We start from the raw sequence: 16,537 nt of genomic DNA, 5'->3' as shown, positions 1-16,537 counted from the left end.
TTTTATTGGGCTTAGCCTTTACCTGGCTTGTCCGGAAAGCCGGCTTAGAAGCCGACCTTCACGCCCAGGTTCACGCTGTTGTACTTCTGGCTGTCGTCGCCGAAGCGGCCGCTGTAGCCCACCCAGCCGGCGACGTTCTCGCTGAACTGCGCGGACACGCCCACGTCGGCAGTGCCCCAGGTCTTGTCCGGCAGGAAGCCGGTGAGGGCGAACTGGCCGGGCATGCTGACCACGCCGGCGGTGACGCTGCGCGGGTCGGCCTTGCTGTCGTGGTTCCAGGCCACCTCGGCATACGGGGCGAGCATCATGCCGCCGGCCTGCCAGTGCCCCTGCAGGCGCCAGCCCAGGGTGGAGATCAGCGCATCGCGCTGCTGGCGACCGAACCACATGGTGGTGCTGTCGTTGCCGCCCTCGGTGTAGCCGTTGACCTTCACGGTCTGCCATTCCACCGTGGCGAACGGACCGGTGCGCAGCGCATCGAAGTTGAACCACCAGCCGCCGGTGGCGCCGCCGCCAAGGCGGTTGCCGTCAGCCTTGCCGCTCTCGCTGCGCGACATGGCGCCGAGCTGGATACGGCGCTCGATGTCGGTGAAGTTCGACTGCGCGAAGTTCACGTAGCCGCCGACGTAGCCGCCGCCGTTGTGATAGGTCAGGTAGCCCAGGCCACTGATGTCCTGCAGCTTGTAGCCGCCGCCACCGGCGAAGTCGGCGTTGTGCTGGCCGATGCCCAGCGCCACGCCCATCGAGATGTGCTCGCTGGCGCGCACGTCGGCGCCCACCGTCAGGTTGACGTTGTTGCTGGTGGTCTTGGGCGAGCTGCTCTGCTGGTCGAAGCGCTGGTGGGCGTAGTCGACGTTGGCGAAGAAGCGCGTATCGCTGCCCATCGCATCGGCCAGCATCTCGTTGCGGATGGCGCGGGTCTGCGCGGCAGCGGCCGCCAGCGGCGCTTCGCCCAGCATGGAGATCTGGCCCGGCGCCTGGATCAGCGACACCACGTACTGGCCCAGCATGGCGTGGGCAGCGGTGGTCGGATGCACGCCATCGGCGAACAGGTAAGTGTTGTTGGTGCCCGCGGCGTAGCTGTAGGGCAGGCCGGAGCCGGCCGGGCCGCACTGTACCGAGCTGCCGTTACAGGCCGGCGTGGTGACGTTGGTGAAGCCGTAGGCCGACGGATTGGCAATCACTTCGTTGAGCAGCTGGAAGGTGTTCACCGGGATCACGTTCAAGCCGTTGTTGCTGAGCTGGGTGATGCCCGCATTGAGCACGCCGTTGAAGGCGAGCGATAGCTGCGTCGCACCGGCCGAAGCGGCTGCGCCGCCGGCCATGCCGGACGGGGTCTTGCCGATGTCGGGCAGGTTGTAGACCACCACGTACTTGGCGCCGGCGGCCTGCATCTGGCCGACCAGGCCCAACTCGGTCTGCGCGGCGGACACGGCACCGGCGGCCAGCACGTTCGGATTGGTCGAGGTGGCGGTCAGATAGAAGATGTCGTTGGCGCCGCCCCACACCTGGTAGAGCGCCTTGCTGTCGGCCGCGCCGCCGTTGGCGGCCAGGTACATCTGGAACTGCTGCGACAGCAGCGGCACGCCGGCCGGGGTGCCGGGCGAGTTGTGCTGCAGGCCGGCGCCGCCGAAGGCGTAGTCGGTGCCGCCCGAGAGTGAAGCGGAGACTGGCAGTTTCAGCGCCGCGGCGACGTTCTCCGCCGTGGTGGTGCCGGGGTTGGTGGTGAAGCGCAGCGGGATCGGCGAACCGGACAGCTTGGCGATGTTGCCGGCGTCGCTGAGGCTGTCGCCGATGATCACGACCTTGCTGAAGTCGGTCGCGGCGGCGGCAGTGCTGAACAGCAGACCGGCGGCGATGGCGCCGGCGAGATGGCGGATGCGGGGCATGTCGGTAACGCTCCTTGAGCCGGGATGGCTTTTGTTATTCGCGCGTTACGGTAATGCAAGGCCATACGTAAGCGCATGCTGCGCTGCATCGCAGCGCAGCATGCGCGGGCCCGGTGATTCTCAGCGCTTCATGGCGCGCGACAGCGCGTCGGCGAAAGCACTGTTGCCAGGGGCCGGCGCGGGTTTCGGCGCGCCGCCGCCGGGGCGGGGACCGCGGCCATCGCGCGGACCGCTGCCGCCACGGCCTTCATTGCCGCCGCTGCTGCTGCCGGGACGACCGGCACGGGCCTGGCCCGGCTCGTCGTCCAGGCGCATGGACAGGCCGATGCGCTGGCGCGGCAGGTCCACTTCCATCACTTTGACCTTGACGATGTCGCCCGCCTTCACCGCATCGCGCGGATCCTTGACGAAGGTGTGCGACAGCGCGGAGACGTGGACCAGGCCGTCCTGGTGCACGCCGATGTCGACGAAGGCGCCGAACGCGGCCACGTTGGTGACGCGGCCTTCCAGGATCATGCCCGGGCGCAGGTCCTTCAGGTCTTCCACGCCTTCGGCGAAGCTCGGCGCGACGAATTCCGGGCGCGGATCGCGGCCGGGCTTCTCCAGTTCCTTCAGGATGTCGCGCACGGTCGGCACGCCGAAGCGCTCGTCGGTGTACTGCTCGGCCTTCAGGCCACGCAGGAACGAGGTATCGCCGACGATGCTTTTCACCTCGCGCCCGCACTGGGCGATGATGCGCTCCACCACCGGATAGGCTTCCGGATGCACCGAGCTGGCGTCCAGCGGATTGTCGCCGCTGGGAATGCGCAGGAAGCCCGCGCACTGCTCGAACGCCTTCTCGCCCAGGCGCGGCACCTTCAGCAGCGCCATGCGGTTGGCGAACGGGCCGTTGGCATCGCGGTGCTTGACCACGTTCTCCGCCACGCTGGCGGAGAGGCCGGCCACGCGCGACAGCAGCGCGGCGGAAGCGGTGTTCACATCCACGCCCACCGCGTTCACGCAGTCCTCGACCCTGGCGTCCAGCGCGCGCGCCAGCTTCACCTGATTCACGTCGTGCTGGTACTGGCCCACGCCGATCGCCTTGGGCTCGATCTTCACCAGCTCGGCCAGCGGATCCTGCAGGCGCCGCGCGATCGACACCGCGCCGCGCAGACTCACGTCCATCTCGGGGAATTCCCTGGCGGCGATTTCCGAGGCCGAATAAACGGACGCACCGGCTTCGCTCACCACGATCTTCGACAGCTTCAGCTCCGCATGCTTCTTGATCAGTTCACCGGCGAGCTTATCGGTCTCGCGCGAGGCGGTGCCGTTGCCGATCGCGATCAGGTTCACGCCATGCTGCTTGGACAGCACGGCCAGGCGCGCGATGGACTGGTCCCACTGCTTGCGCGGCTCATGCGGATACACCACGTCGGTGGCCAGCACCTTGCCGGTGGCGTCGACCACCGCGACCTTCACGCCACTGCGGATGCCCGGGTCCAGGCCCATCACCGTTCTGGCGCCGGCCGGCGCGGCCAGCATCAGGTCCTTGAGGTTGTCGCCGAACACGCGGATCGCTTCGTCCTCGGCGCTTTCGCGCACGCGGCCGAACAGGTCCAGGGTCAGGTGCAGGTGCAGCTTCACGCGCCAGGTCAGGCGCACGGTTTCGCGCAGCCAGGCATCGGCGGGGCGGCCGCGGTCGTGGATGCCGGCATGCGCGGCGACGCGGCCTTCGCCTTCCAGGTGGCCCTGTTCGGCTTCGAGGGTCGGCGCCAGTTCCAGTTCGATCACGCCCTCGTTGCGCGCGCGCATCAGCGCCAGCAGGCGGTGCGAGGGGATCTTGCCGACCGATTCCATATGGTCGAAGTAGTCGCGGAACTTCGCGCCTTCGTTTTCCTTGCCTTCCACCACCTTGGCGCGGATCTGGCCCTTGTCCCACAGCCAGTCGCGCAGCTCGCCGACCAGATGCGCGTCTTCGGCGATGGTTTCCATCAGGATCGCGCGCGCGCCCTCGAGCGCGGCGCGCACATCGGCGACGCCCTTCCCGGCATCGACGAACGCCGCGGCGAAGGCCTCGGGCGACTGCGTGGGATCCTCGCGCAGGCCCAGCGCCAGCGGCTCCAGGCCGGCTTCGCGCGCGATCTGCGCCTTGGTGCGGCGCTTGGGCTTGTACGGCAGGTAGAGATCTTCCAGGCGCGCCTTGGTGTCGGCGTCGAGGATGTCGCGCTTGAGCGCGTCGCTGAGCTTGCCCTGTTCCTCGACGCTGGCCAGGATCGCGCTGCGTCGTTCTTCCAGCTCGCGCAGGTAGCGCAGGCGCTCTTCCAGCAGGCGCAGCTGGGTGTCGTCGAGGCCGCCGGTGGCTTCCTTGCGGTAGCGGGCGATGAACGGCACGGTGGCGCCGCCGTCCAGCAGGTCGACTGCCGCGATGACCTGGTCCGGTTTGGCGGCGATGTCCTGGGCAATGCGTTGTTCGATGCTGAGCATGGGGTACGGACGATTCCTTGGAAAAACACAAAGGGGCGCGGCACGCCGCGCCGGTCGAGCGTGGAATGATAACAAGTAGGGCAGGCTTGCCAGAAAACGCCGGGAACGCGAGGTTTCCCGGCGCCGATCCGTGGATCAGGCGTTGAACGAGCCCTTGTTGGTCTCGTTCGACGGCGCCGACTTCGCCGCGGCGAATTCGTTGGCGCGGCCGTTCAGCACCAGGGTGCCGGCGATCATGTCGTGCAGGCCTTGCTTGCGCTCGGTGAACGCCACCATCAGGTAGCCGATGCACAGGATCATGCCGCTGAGCATCTTGGCGAAATAGCGGCCGGTGGCGCGCAGGAAGCTGATCCGCTGGCCCTTCAGGTCCACCACCCGGATGCCCATCGCCAGCTTGCCCAGCGTGGCCTGCCAGGACGAGCTCTCGCACACGGCGAAGTACAGCCAGGCGATCACGATCTGCACCAGCATCGCCGGCAGCATGGCGCTGTAGAACGCACCGTAGGCCGACATCAGGGCGCCAGGATCGGCACCGGCGCCCTGCGCGCTCTGCATCAGCGCGCTCTGCGCGGCGTCGGCGCCGAGCAACTTGCTGATCCCCAGGTTCGGGATCACCAGCACGATGTAGTCGAGGATGTAGGCGACCACGCGCTTCCAGAAACCGGCGTGATCCTCCAGCGAGCGCTCGGCGCTCGGCGCGGTCTGCAGCGGCGCCTTGGGCGGGGAGTAGACACGGTCGAGTGCGGGCGGCTCTTCGGGAAACAGCGCGGACAGCGGTTTCCAGTCGGTCATGCCCTGGTACCAGCCCAGGTCGTCCGAGCTCACTTTGCCGGTGCGCAACCACTCGCGCACATCGCTTTCGCTATAGGGGCCATGCCGCTCGCCATCCCGGCCGATCCAGACTTCCATCGTTCGTGCTCCCATCGGTGGAAGCCGCATCATGCCATGCCTGGGTTGACGTTCCATGTCCGCGCGGGCCGCCGCGCCGGGCGCGGACTCAGGCCGCGCGGCGCTTCAGATGCACCAGCAGCAGCGAGATCGCCGCGGGGGTGACGCCGCTGATGCGCGACGCCTGGCCGATGGTCTGCGGCAGCGCGCGCTTGAGCTTGAGCAGCACTTCGGCCGACAGGCCGCGCACCTTGTCGTAGTCGAAGCCGGCGGGGATCGCGGTCTGCTCGTGGCGGCGCTGGCGCGCGATTTCCTCGCGCTGGCGCTCCAGATAACCGGCGTACTTGGCCTGCACTTCCACCTGGGCGGCCACGTCGGCGTCGCTCACGGCGGGGCCGAGCTCGGGCACGCTGGCGAGGCGGGCGTAGTCCAGTTCGGGGCGGCGCAGCAGGTCCAGCGCATTGCTCTCGCGGCTGACCGCGATGCCGAGCTGGCGCTCGATCGCTGCACCCAGTGCGTTGTTCGGCGCGGCCCAGAGCGTGCCCAGGCGCTGCGTTTCCTGCTCGACGGCTTCGCGCTTGGCGCGCAGCGCGTCGAAACGCGCCTGCGGCACCACGCCCAGCGCGTGGCCGGTCTCGGTCAGGCGCAGGTCGGCGTTGTCCTCGCGCAGATGCAGCCGGTACTCGGCGCGCGAGGTGAACATGCGGTAGGGCTCGATGGTGCCGTTGCTGGTCAGGTCGTCGATCAGCACGCCGATATAGGCCTCGTCGCGGCGCGGATACCACGGCGCCTTGCCCTGCGTGGCCAGCGCGGCGTTGAGGCCGGCGATCAGGCCCTGCGCGCCGGCCTCTTCGTAGCCGGTGGTGCCATTGATCTGCCCGGCGAAATACAGGCCCGGGATACCCTTGGTTTCCAGCCAGGGGTGCAGGCCGCGCGGGTCGAAGTAGTCGTACTCGATCGCGTAGCCGGGGCGCGTGATGTGTGCGCGCTCGAAACCCTTGATCGAATGCACCAGCGCCAGCTGCACGTCGTAGGGCAGCGAGGTCGAGATGCCGTTCGGGTAGATCTCGAACGTATCCAGCCCTTCCGGCTCGATAAAGATCTGGTGCGAGGACTTCTCCGCGAAGCGCACCACCTTGTCCTCGATCGACGGGCAGTAGCGCGGGCCCACGCCTTCGATCTGGCCGGTGTACAGCGGCGAGCGGTCGAGCGCGCCGCGGATCAGCTCGTGCGTGCGCTCGCTGGTGTGGGTGATCCAGCAGCTGACCTGGCGCGGATGCTCGTCGCGCGAACCCAGGTAGGAGAACACCGGCGCGGGATCGTCGCCCGGCTGTTCCTCCAGCCCGGTGAAATCGATGCTGCGCAGGTCGATGCGCGGCGGCGTGCCGGTCTTCAGGCGGTCGGCCGCCACGGGCAGCTCGCGCAGGCGCTGGGCCAGGGTGGTGGCCGGCGGATCGCCGGCGCGGCCGCCGGCGTACTGCGCCTGGCCGATATGGATCTTGCCGGCGAGGAAGGTGCCGGCGGTGAGCACCACGGCCTGGGCGCGGAAGCTCAGGCCCATCTGGGTCACCACGCCGACCACGCGGCCGCCTTCCAGCAGCAGGTCGTCCACCGCCTGCTGGAACAGCTCGAGCCCGGGCTGGGTCTCCACCATGCGGCGAATCGCCGATTTGTACAGCGCCCGGTCCGCCTGGCAGCGCGTGGCGCGCACGGCCGGCCCCTTGGAGGCGTTGAGCGTGCGCCACTGGATACCGGCGCGGTCCGCGGCGTGCGCCATGGCGCCGCCCAGTGCGTCGATCTCCTTGACCAGGTGCCCCTTGCCGATGCCGCCGATGGCCGGGTTGCAGCTCATCTGGCCGATGGTCTCGATGTTGTGGCTGAGCAGCAGCGTGCGCGCGCCGATGCGGGCCGCGGCGAGCGCGGCCTCGGTGCCGGCGTGGCCGCCGCCGACCACGATGACGTCGTAGGGAATCGGGTGAAGCATGCTGAAAGACCGCCTGTGGGGCCTGGAACGCAACGAGTGAGGGCGATATGGTAACCCGATCAGTGTCTTAGCACGGCGGCCGGATTTCCTGGCACGGATCCTGCTTTTACCCTGACGCACTTTCACTGGGCAGACGCTGCGCGGAGACGCGCGCAGAGACCGAACGGACAGGGGTTCGGTCGCGTGCCGGGGAGAGGAAGCAAGACGGCGCCCACTGGGCGCCGTCGTTTTTTCTGCTGCCGGAAGGCTTTAAGAAGCTAACGTCCGACCAGAATAAGATCTGGCGCCCGGCGGTCTCAGGAACAGGGGGAATCCAGGATGACCGTGTTGCCGGGCGCCAGAAACCGTGAATTCGGTAAGCGCAGGCGGCGATGCCGCCTCGTTGTAGGGGTCATACTTACCCCCGCAGCGTGAACACGGGGTGACTAAAACGGAGATTTGTGCCGGAGCGCGGCAGCAGCTGACGCGCTGCGTCATTCCGTGATCTGTGCCCGGAAATTTGGTGATAGGTATCGTGACGGTGCGTGATGCACATCACAAACGATGGCACGCCGGTTGCTTCGCCTTCCCCGCCGTAGAGCTTCAAGGGGGCAGGGCCATGGACATAAGCATCGACTTCAAGGCGTTCTTTCCGCACCACGATCTGTTGATCGAACTGGGTCGCGTGGAGATGGCGATGGAACATCTGGAGCTGCGCGCCGAAAACGAGCGCCGCTCGCTGCGCCCCCGACTGGAGTCGCGCATGCACCGCTTGCGCGACGAACTGGACCACCTCGTCGTCTGAAGCGGCCCGGCGCGCCGGGCCACTCCCCAAGCCTGCTTACTCGTGCAGCATGCTCTGCACGATTTCCGCCAGGTTGCGCGACAGGCCTTCCCGCTCCGCCAGCGCCGCAATCGCTTCCCTGGCCCGCGCGCGACGCACCGGCTCCAGCCGGCGCCAGCCGTTGAACACGGTAGCCAGCCGCGCGGCGATCTGCGGATTGAGCGCATCCAGTTCGGCCAGCCGCTCCGCCAGCAGGCGGTAGCCGGCGCCATCGGCGCGATGGAAGCCCGATGGATTGCTGCGCGTCCAGGCGCCATAGAGCGAATTGACCCGGTTGGGATTCTTCAGCGTGAACGCGGCGTCGCGCTCCAGCGCCTGCACGGTCGCGAGCGCCGGTTCGCCGGGATGCTGGGTCTGCACGCTGAACCACTTGTCCAGCGCCAGCGGGTTGTCCGCGTAGCGCTGGCGGAAATGCGCGAGCGCGCCCGCGGCCTGTGGCGCCGCGGTGCGCACCAGTACCGACAGCGCGGCGAGGCGGTCGGTCATGCCGGGCGCCTGTTCGTACTGCCCAGCCGCAAGAGCCTGGGCACGCGGCACGTCGAGGAGGCAAAGCAGATCGAGCATGCGCCGCTTCAACCGGCGTTGCGCCTGGCTGACGGCGTCCAGCTGCGCGCTCGTCGCAGCGACCAACGACTGATAGCGCGCCAGGATCGCTTCGGCGCCCAGCCGCTCGGCCAGCCGCCGCTGCAATTGCTGGCGCATCGCGTAGATCCGCTCCGGATTGGCTTCGCGCTCGCGTTCGGCCAGCTCCACCTCGCCCGGTGGCGTCATCAGTTCGGCCAGCAGGGCGGGGTCCACACCGTCCTCGGCGAACAAGCCGGCCAGCGCCTCGCTCCAGGCCTCGACCGCTTCGCCGCCGCCATGCTCGCGCAGCGCCTCGTAAGCGCAGGTGGCCAGCTGCTGCCCGGCCTGCCAGCGGTTGAAGCCGTCCGCGTCGTGGCGCAGCAGCAAGGCCAGGTCGGCCGCGCTGTCCATGCCTTCGAGGATCACCGGCGCCGAGAAGCCGCGCAGCAGGGATGGCACCGGCGCGGCATCCACCTCGCGGAACACGATCTGCTGCTCGGCCTTGTCGGCCACCACCACCAGCTCGGTGGCGCCGGCCTGCGGATGCCCGTCGACCTGCAGCGGCAGCATCCGGCCATCGCGCGCAAACAGCGCGAGCTTCACCGGAATCGGCAGCGCCCGCTTGTCCGCCTGCCCGGGCGTGGGCGGCGTGTGCTGCGCGAGCGTGAGCACGTACTCGCGCCGCATCGCGTCATAGCGCCCGCTGGCGCGCAGCCGCGGCGTGCCGGCCTGCGCATACCAGGCCAGATACGGCGACAGATCGACACCGTTCGCCTCGCCCACCGCGCCGAGGAAATCCTCGATCGTCGCCGCCTGCCCGTCGTTGCGCTCGAAATACAGATCCATGCCACGGCGGAACCCCTGCTCGCCCAACCGCCCGGCAAGCATGCGCACCAGTTCGGAACCCTTCTCGTACACCGTCGCGGTATAGAAGTTGTTGATCTCGCTGTACTGCGCCGGCCGCACCGGATGCGCCAGCGGGCCCGCATCCTCGGGAAACTGCGCGCGCCGCAGCAGCGCCACATCCTCGATGCGCTTGAGCGCGAGCGAATTCATGTCCGCGGAAAACTGCTGCTCGCGAAATACGGTCAGCCCTTCCTTCAGCGACAACTGGAACCAGTCGCGGCAGGTGACGCGGTTGCCGCTCCAGTTATGGAAATATTCGTGCGCCACCACTGCTTCCACCGCGCGGTATTCGTCGTCGGTGGTCGAATCCGGATCGGCCAGCAGGTATTTCGCGTTGAAGATATTGAGACCCTTGTTCTCCATCGCGCCCATATTGAAATCGTGCGTGGCGACGACGTGGAACACATCCAGGTCGTAATTGCGTCCATAGGCCTGCTCGTCCCAGCGCATCGAACGCTCCAGCGCATCCATCGCGTAATGGCAACGATCGATCACGTTGGCCTCGGACCAGATCACCAGCTTGACCTCGCGCCCGTCCGCCGTGCGGTAATCGCGCTCGATTTTCTCCAATCGTCCCGCCACGGCGGCGAACAGATAGCTGGGCTTGGGATGCGGATCGACAAAACGCGCCCAATGGCGCCCGTCCTGCATATCGCCAGCGCCATCGGGATTGCCGCCGGCCAGCAGCACCGGGAAGCGCGCCTTGTCCGCGCGCAGCGTCACCGTGTAGCGCGCCAGCACGTCCGGCCGATCGGGCAAGAAAGTGATGTGGCGAAAACCTTCCGCCTCGCACTGCGTCAGCAGGAAGCCGGTCTCGCGCGAGCCGGACAGGTACAGGCCTTCCAGCGCCGTGTTCCTGGCCGGCCGCACACGCACCCGCGTTTCCAGCACGCTGCCGTCGCGCGCGCCGTCCACTTCCAGCTCGGCTTCGCTTTGGCGATAGCGGCTTGGCTCCAGCGGCTGGCCATCCAGCACGATGGAGAGCAGCTCCAGTCCTTCGCCATCCAGCCGCAGCGGCTCGATCTGAGCAGGGTCGCGGCGCAGGAACAGGCGGGACGACACCTCGGTGACGTCGATGCCTAAGTCGAACTCCAGTTCGACGCGCTCCACGCGCCAGGCGGGCGCGCGGTAATCGCTGAGGCGGATGGTCGGTGCGGAAAGCTGATCGCGTGCGCTCATGAGGACATTGGCAGGCTGCGGAGACGGTTCAGGCTAACATGCGGCATTTTCGGATCAGGACAAGTCGATGCCGAGCCCCGCCTACCGCGCCGAACCCAGCCACGTGGGCCCCCACGACATCGTGGTGCTGGAAGACCCCGCCCGCGGCCGCCGCGTGCGCATCGCGCGCCGCGGCGCCACCGTGATCGGGCTGGAACAGACCCTCGGCGCGGCCACGCTGGACCTCGCCGACGGCTACCGCGACGCCGCCGAGCTGGACAGCCGGCCCAGCTCGCGCTTCGCCATCATGGCGCCGTTCGCCAACCGCATCGACGACGCGCGCTACCGCTTCGACGGCGCCACCTACGATCTGCAGCCCGGCGTGGAAGGCGCGCAGCGCGCGGCGCGGCATGGCTTCGTGCGCGGTGTGGATTTCGAATTGGCCACCTTCGGCGCCGATGAGCGGGGCGCGCGCGCCGAATTCCGCACCTCGGCGATCCGTCCTGGCGTGCATCCGGGCTATCCGTTCGCGATCGACCTCAGCATCAGTTATCTGCTCGATGCCAGCGGCCTGACCCTGGAGGCGAACATGCGCAACGTGGGCGAACACGCCGCGCCATGTTTCTTCGGCTGGCACCCGTACTTCCGTCTCGGCGACGCGCCGGCCGATGCGTGGGAGCTGCAGATTCCCGCCGAGACGATCGTGCGCACCGACGCCAACTACATCCCGCTGCCCGGCATGGCCGCGCACGTGCCGATGCAGGCAGAGCCCGCGCTGGATTTCCGCCGCCCGCGCCTGATCGGCGCCCACGAGATCAACCACGCCTACGCGCAGTTGCGGCTCGACGAAGACGGCCGCGCCCGCACGCGCCTGCGCGATCCGGACAGCGGCCTGGGCCTGGCGGTGTGGCAGGAGTCCGGTGTGATGCTGGTGTTCACCGCCGACACCGCCACGCGCGACGTGCGCCGCTCGGTGGCGCTGGAACCGATGGAAAGCTGGGCCGATGCCTTCAACCGGGCCGATTGCGAAGATGCGATCCGCCTCGAACCTGGAACCGAACGCCGCTTCCGCTGCGGCGTGGAGATCGAATTGCCATGAGCTTGTTGCCCGACCTCGACCAGATCCGCGACGCCGCCGCGCGCATCGCTCCCTACGCCACGGTGACGCCGGTGCTGCGCAGCGCACGCCTCGATGCGCTGTCCGGTGCGCAGCTGCACTTCAAATGCGAGAACCTGCAACGCGGCGGCGCCTTCAAGTTCCGCGGCGCCTGCAATGCGGTGTGGTCGCTGGACGACGCACGGGCCGCGCACGGCGTGGTCACGCATTCCTCCGGCAACCATGGCAATGCATTGGCGATGGCCGCGGCCACGCGTGGCATCCCGGCGCACGTAGTGGTTCCCGAGGGCGCGGTGCGCGCCAAGCTGGAGGCGATCGAACAGGCTGGCGCCGTGCTGCATCGCTGCGGGCCGACCCAGGCCGCGCGCGAAGCCATGTCGGCGGACGTGCAGCGCGAGACCGGCGCCGAGATGGTCCATCCCTACGCCGATGCGCGCGTGATGGCCGGGCAGGGCACCCTGGTGCTGGAATTTCTGCGCCAGGTCGAAGGCCTGGATGCGCTGATCACTCCGATCGGCGGCGGCGGCCTCGCTGCCGGCTGCGCGATCGCCGCGCATGGCCTGCAGCCGGAGCTGACGATGTATGGCGCCGAGCCCGCGGGCGCCGACGATACGGCGCAGTCGCTGGCGCGCGGCGCGCGCATCGAATCGTTCCAGCCGGACACGATCTGCGACGGTTTGCGCGCACTGATCGGCGAGCCGAACTTCGAGGCGCTGCGCGCGCACCGCACGCAAGTGATCACCGTCACCGACGAAGAAGTGATCGCAGCAATGAAGCTGCTGTGGCGCGAACTGAAGCTGGTAGTCGAAGCCTCCAGCGCCACCGTGCTCGCCGCGGTGCTCAAGCAGCCCGAGCACTTCGCCGGCCGCCGCGTCGGCCTGGTGCTGACCGGTGGCAACGTCGATCTCGACGCGCTGCCCTGGTAACCACCACCACCTCGTAGGTTGGGGTGAGCCATCGGCGAACCCCAACGATGTGGTCGCGAGGTTGGGGTTCGCCTGCGGCTCACCCCAACCTGCGGCAGCGTTTCTACGTCGACGCTTTCTTCAGGCGCACGCCGCTCACCGCCAGCAGACCCAGCAGCACCAGCGCGATCCCAAGCCACTCCATCGCCGACGGCTGCTCCTGCAGGATCGCCCACGCCAGCAGCACGCTGACGATCGGCACGCCCAGGCTGGACAGGCTCGCCACCGCGGTCGGCAGGCGCTGCAGCACGAACAGCCACAAGCCCCACGCCACGCTCGACGCGAACACCACGCTATACGCCAACCCGGCCATCAGGCCCGGGGTCCATTCGATCGACCGCTGCGGCACCAGCAGTGCGACCACGCACAGGCCCAGCGCGCCGAACAGCATCTGCCACGCGGTGAGGTTCAACGGTGTCGGGCGGTGACGCTGGAACATGCGTTTGCTCAACACCGTACCCATCGCCCATGCCGCGCCCGCGCCGATCGCCAGCAGCGTGCTGCCGCCGCTGCCCAGGCCGCGCCACGGTTCGATGATGCAGACCAGGCCCAGCGCCGCGAAGGCGAGGCCGGTCCAATGCCGCGGCGTGGGTTTTTCATGCAGCACCACCCACGCGAGCAGCACCGCCCAGAACGGCATCGTGTAGGCGAGCAGCGCGACGCGACCCGCGCCGCCTTCGACCAGCGCCCATTGCCCCAGCCCCTGGAATGCGGCGGTCTGGCACAGGCCGATCAAGGCGGTCGGCAGCAGCGGCGGCGGACGCAGCGACTGGCGCATCGCCAGCAGCGCGCCGAACAGCACTAGCGCACCCAGCGTGTAGCGCAACGCGGAGAACTGGAACGGCCCCGCATGCTGCAGCACCTGCTTCATCACCACCCAGCTATACGCCCAGATCAGGATGGTGACGAACATCGCGGCGACCGCGCCGCGTCGGGAAGCATTCGAGGACATGGGGCCTGCGCATTATTTTTCGCCGCGCGGGTGGCGCGGCATCGGTGGAGGGAGTCAGCAATGCGCAAGCTTACAGAGGGATCGGCGCGCGACGAGGCGCTTGCGTGAAGGCCGCGTGTAGAGCGCGCGCCGAGCCAACCATTGAATGCGAGACGCAATGCGAGTTTCTAGAAAGGCATCACATTTTGCCTTGATCGCATGACTCATGTTGCCGTTCACAATTTAAACCAGCATCGACCACGGGGGGAAAGATGATCGAGCTGGAGGTGCAGGTCCTTTCGGACCGCCGCGAAGGATTGCTGGTGGAACTCGGCCGTGTAGTGGTCGCCAACGGTTTCACCTTGGTGCGGCAACGTTTATCCCAGGACAGCCGGGGTACCTGGCTGACCATGATCGTGCGCGGTCCCACCGACCGGCAGCTCGCGATGGAAGAAGCACTGGCCACGCATAGCCGCGTGCTGAGCTTCGAAGCGGGCATCGCCGAAGGGCGGCCGCCGCTGGCGGCGCAAAGCGCGTTCGCTCAAGCGCCCGGGCCAGGACACGCGCCGGTTGCCGCGCCCGCACCCGCACCGTTGTCGCCGATGCAAAGCGCCGGCCCCGACGTGCATCAGGTGGAAAGCACGCTGCCCCAGCTGGCGCGCGACTATCCGAAGATCTATCCCTGGCTGCGCAATCTCGAACATGCCGTGGCCGCGGATGCACGCGAAGCCTCGCTGCATCTGGCCGGCCGGCGCACCGGCGCCTGGGTGTACAAGCGCGACTTCGCCATGGGCGCCAAGCTCAGTCTGGTCGATGCGATCAAGCGCATTGCCGTGCCGGCCATGCGCGAACTGGCCAGCGTCGACTGGCGCGACGGCCAGATGCTGATCCAGAACAGCCCGCTGTGCTCACCGGGCAGCCAGTCCGGCTGCCGGTTTTTCAGCGGCTACCTCGAAGGCGTGCTCGCCGGATCGGTCGAGCCGCAGACCGTGTTCGTACGCAACCTGTTCTGCCGCAGCCACGGCGCGGCCAGCTGCATTCTCGAAATCTCGCACTGACGAACTGGCAGTAAGCAGGGGGGGCCGGCCCCGGCCCGGACCCATGGCAGACGCCAACGGCGCAGCCGCGCCGACGGCAGGACGTTTCCAATTCCACGTGACTCAAGGAGAAGTGCCATGGCCGCGCATCAAAGCTATAGCTGGATGCTGATCGCTCTTTCGTACCTGATCTCGATCCTCGGCTCGTACACCGCGCTGCAACTGGCGGTGGGCATTCCGCTGGCGCAGAGCAGCCGCCAGCGCACCGCCGCGATCCTCGCCGCCGGCGCGGCGATGGGTGTGGGCGCGATCTGGGCGATGCATTTCATCGCCATGCTGGCCTGCGACATGGGCATGCCGGTTACCTACGACCTGGCCCGCACCTCGCTGTCGGCGGTGCTCGCCTTCGGCGCCTGTTCGCTGGGCCTGGCCATCGCCGGCAGCGGTGGCTTCAGCTGGTCCAAGCTGGTCGCCGGCGGCGTGTGCATGGGCCTGGGCGTGGCGGGCATGCACTACCTGGGCATGACGGCAGTGCTGATGGGCGCCTTCATCACCTACGACGTCAGCATCGTGGCGCTGTCGGTGCTGATCGCGATCGTCGCTTCGATCGCCGCGCTGTGGCTGGCCTTCAACCTGCGCGGCATGGCGCAGATGGCCGGCAGCGCGCTGGTGATGGGCGTTGCCGTCTGCGGCATGCACTACACCGGCATGGCCGCGGTGAATATCGAAGACAACGGCGGCCAATTGCCGGCTGGCTACGCGGACGGCCTGCGCGGCGAAAATCTCGGCGTGAGTATCTTCGCCGTGGTGCTGGTGCTGCTGGTGGTGGTGCTAGTGCTCAACCATATGCGCCAGCGCCGGCGCGAGGCGATCACCATCTGACGGCGTCCGGGGAGAGTTGCCACCCCATGGCGACTCTCCCGCTATGCTGCGTCTCCCTTCCGGAGCACACGCATGGCCGACCATCTCACCCGCTGCAGTTGGGCCGCCGGCAGCGAGATCGAACGCGACTACCACGACACCGAATGGGGCGTGCCGCTGCACGACGAGCGCCTGCTGTTCGAATGCCTGATCCTGGAAGGCGCGCAGGCGGGCTTGTCCTGGCGCACGGTGCTGGTCAAGCGCGAGCGCTATCGCGAAGTGTTCCATGATTTCGACATCGCTCGCGTGGCGGCAATGAAGGATCGCGAGCTGGAAAAGCTGATGCTCGATGCGGGCATCGTGCGCAACCGGTTGAAGCTTTCGTCCACGCGCGGCAATGCGCAGGCGGCGCTGAAGCTGATCGACGAAGTGGGCAGCCTCGATGCGCATCTATGGTCGTTCGTCGACGGCAAGCCGGTGAAGAACCGCTGGCGCGATCGCAGCCAGGTCCCCGCCAGCACGCCGCTGTCCGACCGCATGAGCAAGGACCTGAAGAAGCGCGGCTTCCGCTTCGTCGGCACCACCATCTGCTACGCCTTCATGCAGGCCACCGGCATGGTCGACGACCACATCACCACCTGCTTCCGCCACTGACTATCCCGCTCTCCCCTCCCTGACGGGCCGGGCGAAGTGGTGCGCCGGGTTGATCGACGGTGTCGGCGCGCTGATTGAGTTGGGGATGCGCTGCGCGATCCAGGCGCACACGCTGCTGCAATGGCGACATCCCGACATGGACGTGGCCGAGGATACTTGCGAAGAGTAAGCAACCGTCATTCCGGCGCAGGCCGGACGAGCGCGTAGCGCGAAGAACGCCCGCAGGGCGGCCCCGAAGGGGTGAGCGAAGCGAATCATCCAGTAGCGACAGTGTCCGGTTGTCGCCAGAACGTCCAA

The 16,537-nt window shown here is 68.0% G+C and carries 12 protein-coding genes; 6 read left to right on the top strand and 6 right to left on the bottom strand.

Features of this window, described 5'->3' with window-relative positions; translation table 11 throughout:
• Positions 1-44 precede the first annotated feature (44 nt).
• From AB4083_RS17760 to mnmG, 4 genes are all read right to left on the bottom strand, one after another.
• Positions 45-1,889 carry an autotransporter outer membrane beta-barrel domain-containing protein gene (locus AB4083_RS17760; RefSeq protein WP_441609547.1) on the bottom strand — a complete coding sequence of 615 codons (1,845 nt, stop codon included), beginning with the start codon at positions 1,887-1,889 and terminating at the stop codon, positions 45-47.
• A gap of 120 nt (positions 1,890-2,009) precedes the next feature.
• Positions 2,010-4,352 carry a Tex family protein gene (locus tag AB4083_RS17755; RefSeq protein WP_441609545.1) on the bottom strand — a complete coding sequence of 781 codons (2,343 nt, stop codon included), beginning with the start codon at positions 4,350-4,352 and terminating at the stop codon, positions 2,010-2,012.
• Between the two features lie 135 nt (positions 4,353-4,487).
• Positions 4,488-5,261 (bottom strand): RDD family protein, encoded by a 774-nt coding sequence (locus AB4083_RS17750; RefSeq protein ID WP_441609544.1) that lies wholly within the window; start codon positions 5,259-5,261, stop codon positions 4,488-4,490.
• 88 nt (positions 5,262-5,349) lie between these two features.
• Positions 5,350-7,224 (bottom strand): tRNA uridine-5-carboxymethylaminomethyl(34) synthesis enzyme MnmG, encoded by a 1,875-nt coding sequence (mnmG, locus tag AB4083_RS17745; protein WP_441609542.1) that lies wholly within the window; start codon positions 7,222-7,224, stop codon positions 5,350-5,352.
• Between the two features lie 598 nt (positions 7,225-7,822).
• Here mnmG and AB4083_RS17740 point away from each other — a divergent pair.
• On the top strand, positions 7,823-8,008 hold the full coding sequence (locus tag AB4083_RS17740; RefSeq protein WP_441609540.1) for a hypothetical protein: 186 nt from the start codon (positions 7,823-7,825) through the stop codon (positions 8,006-8,008).
• 36 nt (positions 8,009-8,044) lie between these two features.
• Here the strand turns inward: AB4083_RS17740 and pepN are convergent, their stop codons facing one another.
• On the bottom strand, positions 8,045-10,696 hold the full coding sequence (gene pepN, locus AB4083_RS17735) for an aminopeptidase N (RefSeq protein ID WP_441609538.1): 2,652 nt from the start codon (positions 10,694-10,696) through the stop codon (positions 8,045-8,047).
• Between the two features lie 67 nt (positions 10,697-10,763).
• Between pepN and AB4083_RS17730 the strand changes: the two genes are divergently transcribed.
• Both AB4083_RS17730 and AB4083_RS17725 read left to right on the top strand, forming a co-directional pair.
• Positions 10,764-11,774: an aldose 1-epimerase gene (locus AB4083_RS17730; RefSeq protein ID WP_441609536.1), complete on the top strand. Its 1,011-nt coding sequence runs from the start codon at positions 10,764-10,766 to the stop codon at positions 11,772-11,774.
• Entirely contained in the window at positions 11,771-12,718 is a 948-nt protein-coding gene (locus AB4083_RS17725; protein WP_441609534.1) for a pyridoxal-phosphate dependent enzyme, read from the top strand. The genes AB4083_RS17730 and AB4083_RS17725 overlap by 4 nt, the downstream gene beginning before the upstream one ends.
• A 103-nt stretch (positions 12,719-12,821) precedes the next feature.
• Here the strand turns inward: AB4083_RS17725 and AB4083_RS17720 are convergent, their stop codons facing one another.
• Positions 12,822-13,709 (bottom strand): DMT family transporter, encoded by an 888-nt coding sequence (locus tag AB4083_RS17720; protein WP_441609532.1) that lies wholly within the window; start codon positions 13,707-13,709, stop codon positions 12,822-12,824.
• Positions 13,710-13,960: 251 nt separating this feature from the next.
• Here AB4083_RS17720 and AB4083_RS17715 point away from each other — a divergent pair, with 251 nt between their 5' ends.
• The 3 genes from AB4083_RS17715 (at position 13,961) to AB4083_RS17705 (ending at position 16,240) form a co-directional block, all read left to right on the top strand.
• Positions 13,961-14,746 (top strand): hypothetical protein, encoded by a 786-nt coding sequence (locus AB4083_RS17715; RefSeq protein ID WP_441609530.1) that lies wholly within the window; start codon positions 13,961-13,963, stop codon positions 14,744-14,746.
• 117 nt (positions 14,747-14,863) lie between these two features.
• Positions 14,864-15,607, top strand: coding sequence for an MHYT domain-containing protein (locus AB4083_RS17710; protein WP_441609529.1), 744 nt, complete (start codon positions 14,864-14,866; stop codon positions 15,605-15,607).
• A gap of 72 nt (positions 15,608-15,679) precedes the next feature.
• Positions 15,680-16,240, top strand: a complete 561-nt coding sequence (locus tag AB4083_RS17705; RefSeq protein WP_441609527.1) for a DNA-3-methyladenine glycosylase I — start codon at positions 15,680-15,682, stop codon at positions 16,238-16,240.
• Positions 16,241-16,537 lie beyond the last annotated feature (297 nt).

The sequence above is a fragment of the Dyella sp. 2RAB6 genome (assembly GCF_052115385.1).
In the GTDB taxonomy this organism is placed as follows: domain Bacteria; phylum Pseudomonadota; class Gammaproteobacteria; order Xanthomonadales; family Rhodanobacteraceae; genus Dyella_D.
The sequence above is the reverse complement of the archived record's forward strand: the minus strand, read 5'-3'. Positions and strand labels throughout refer to the sequence as shown.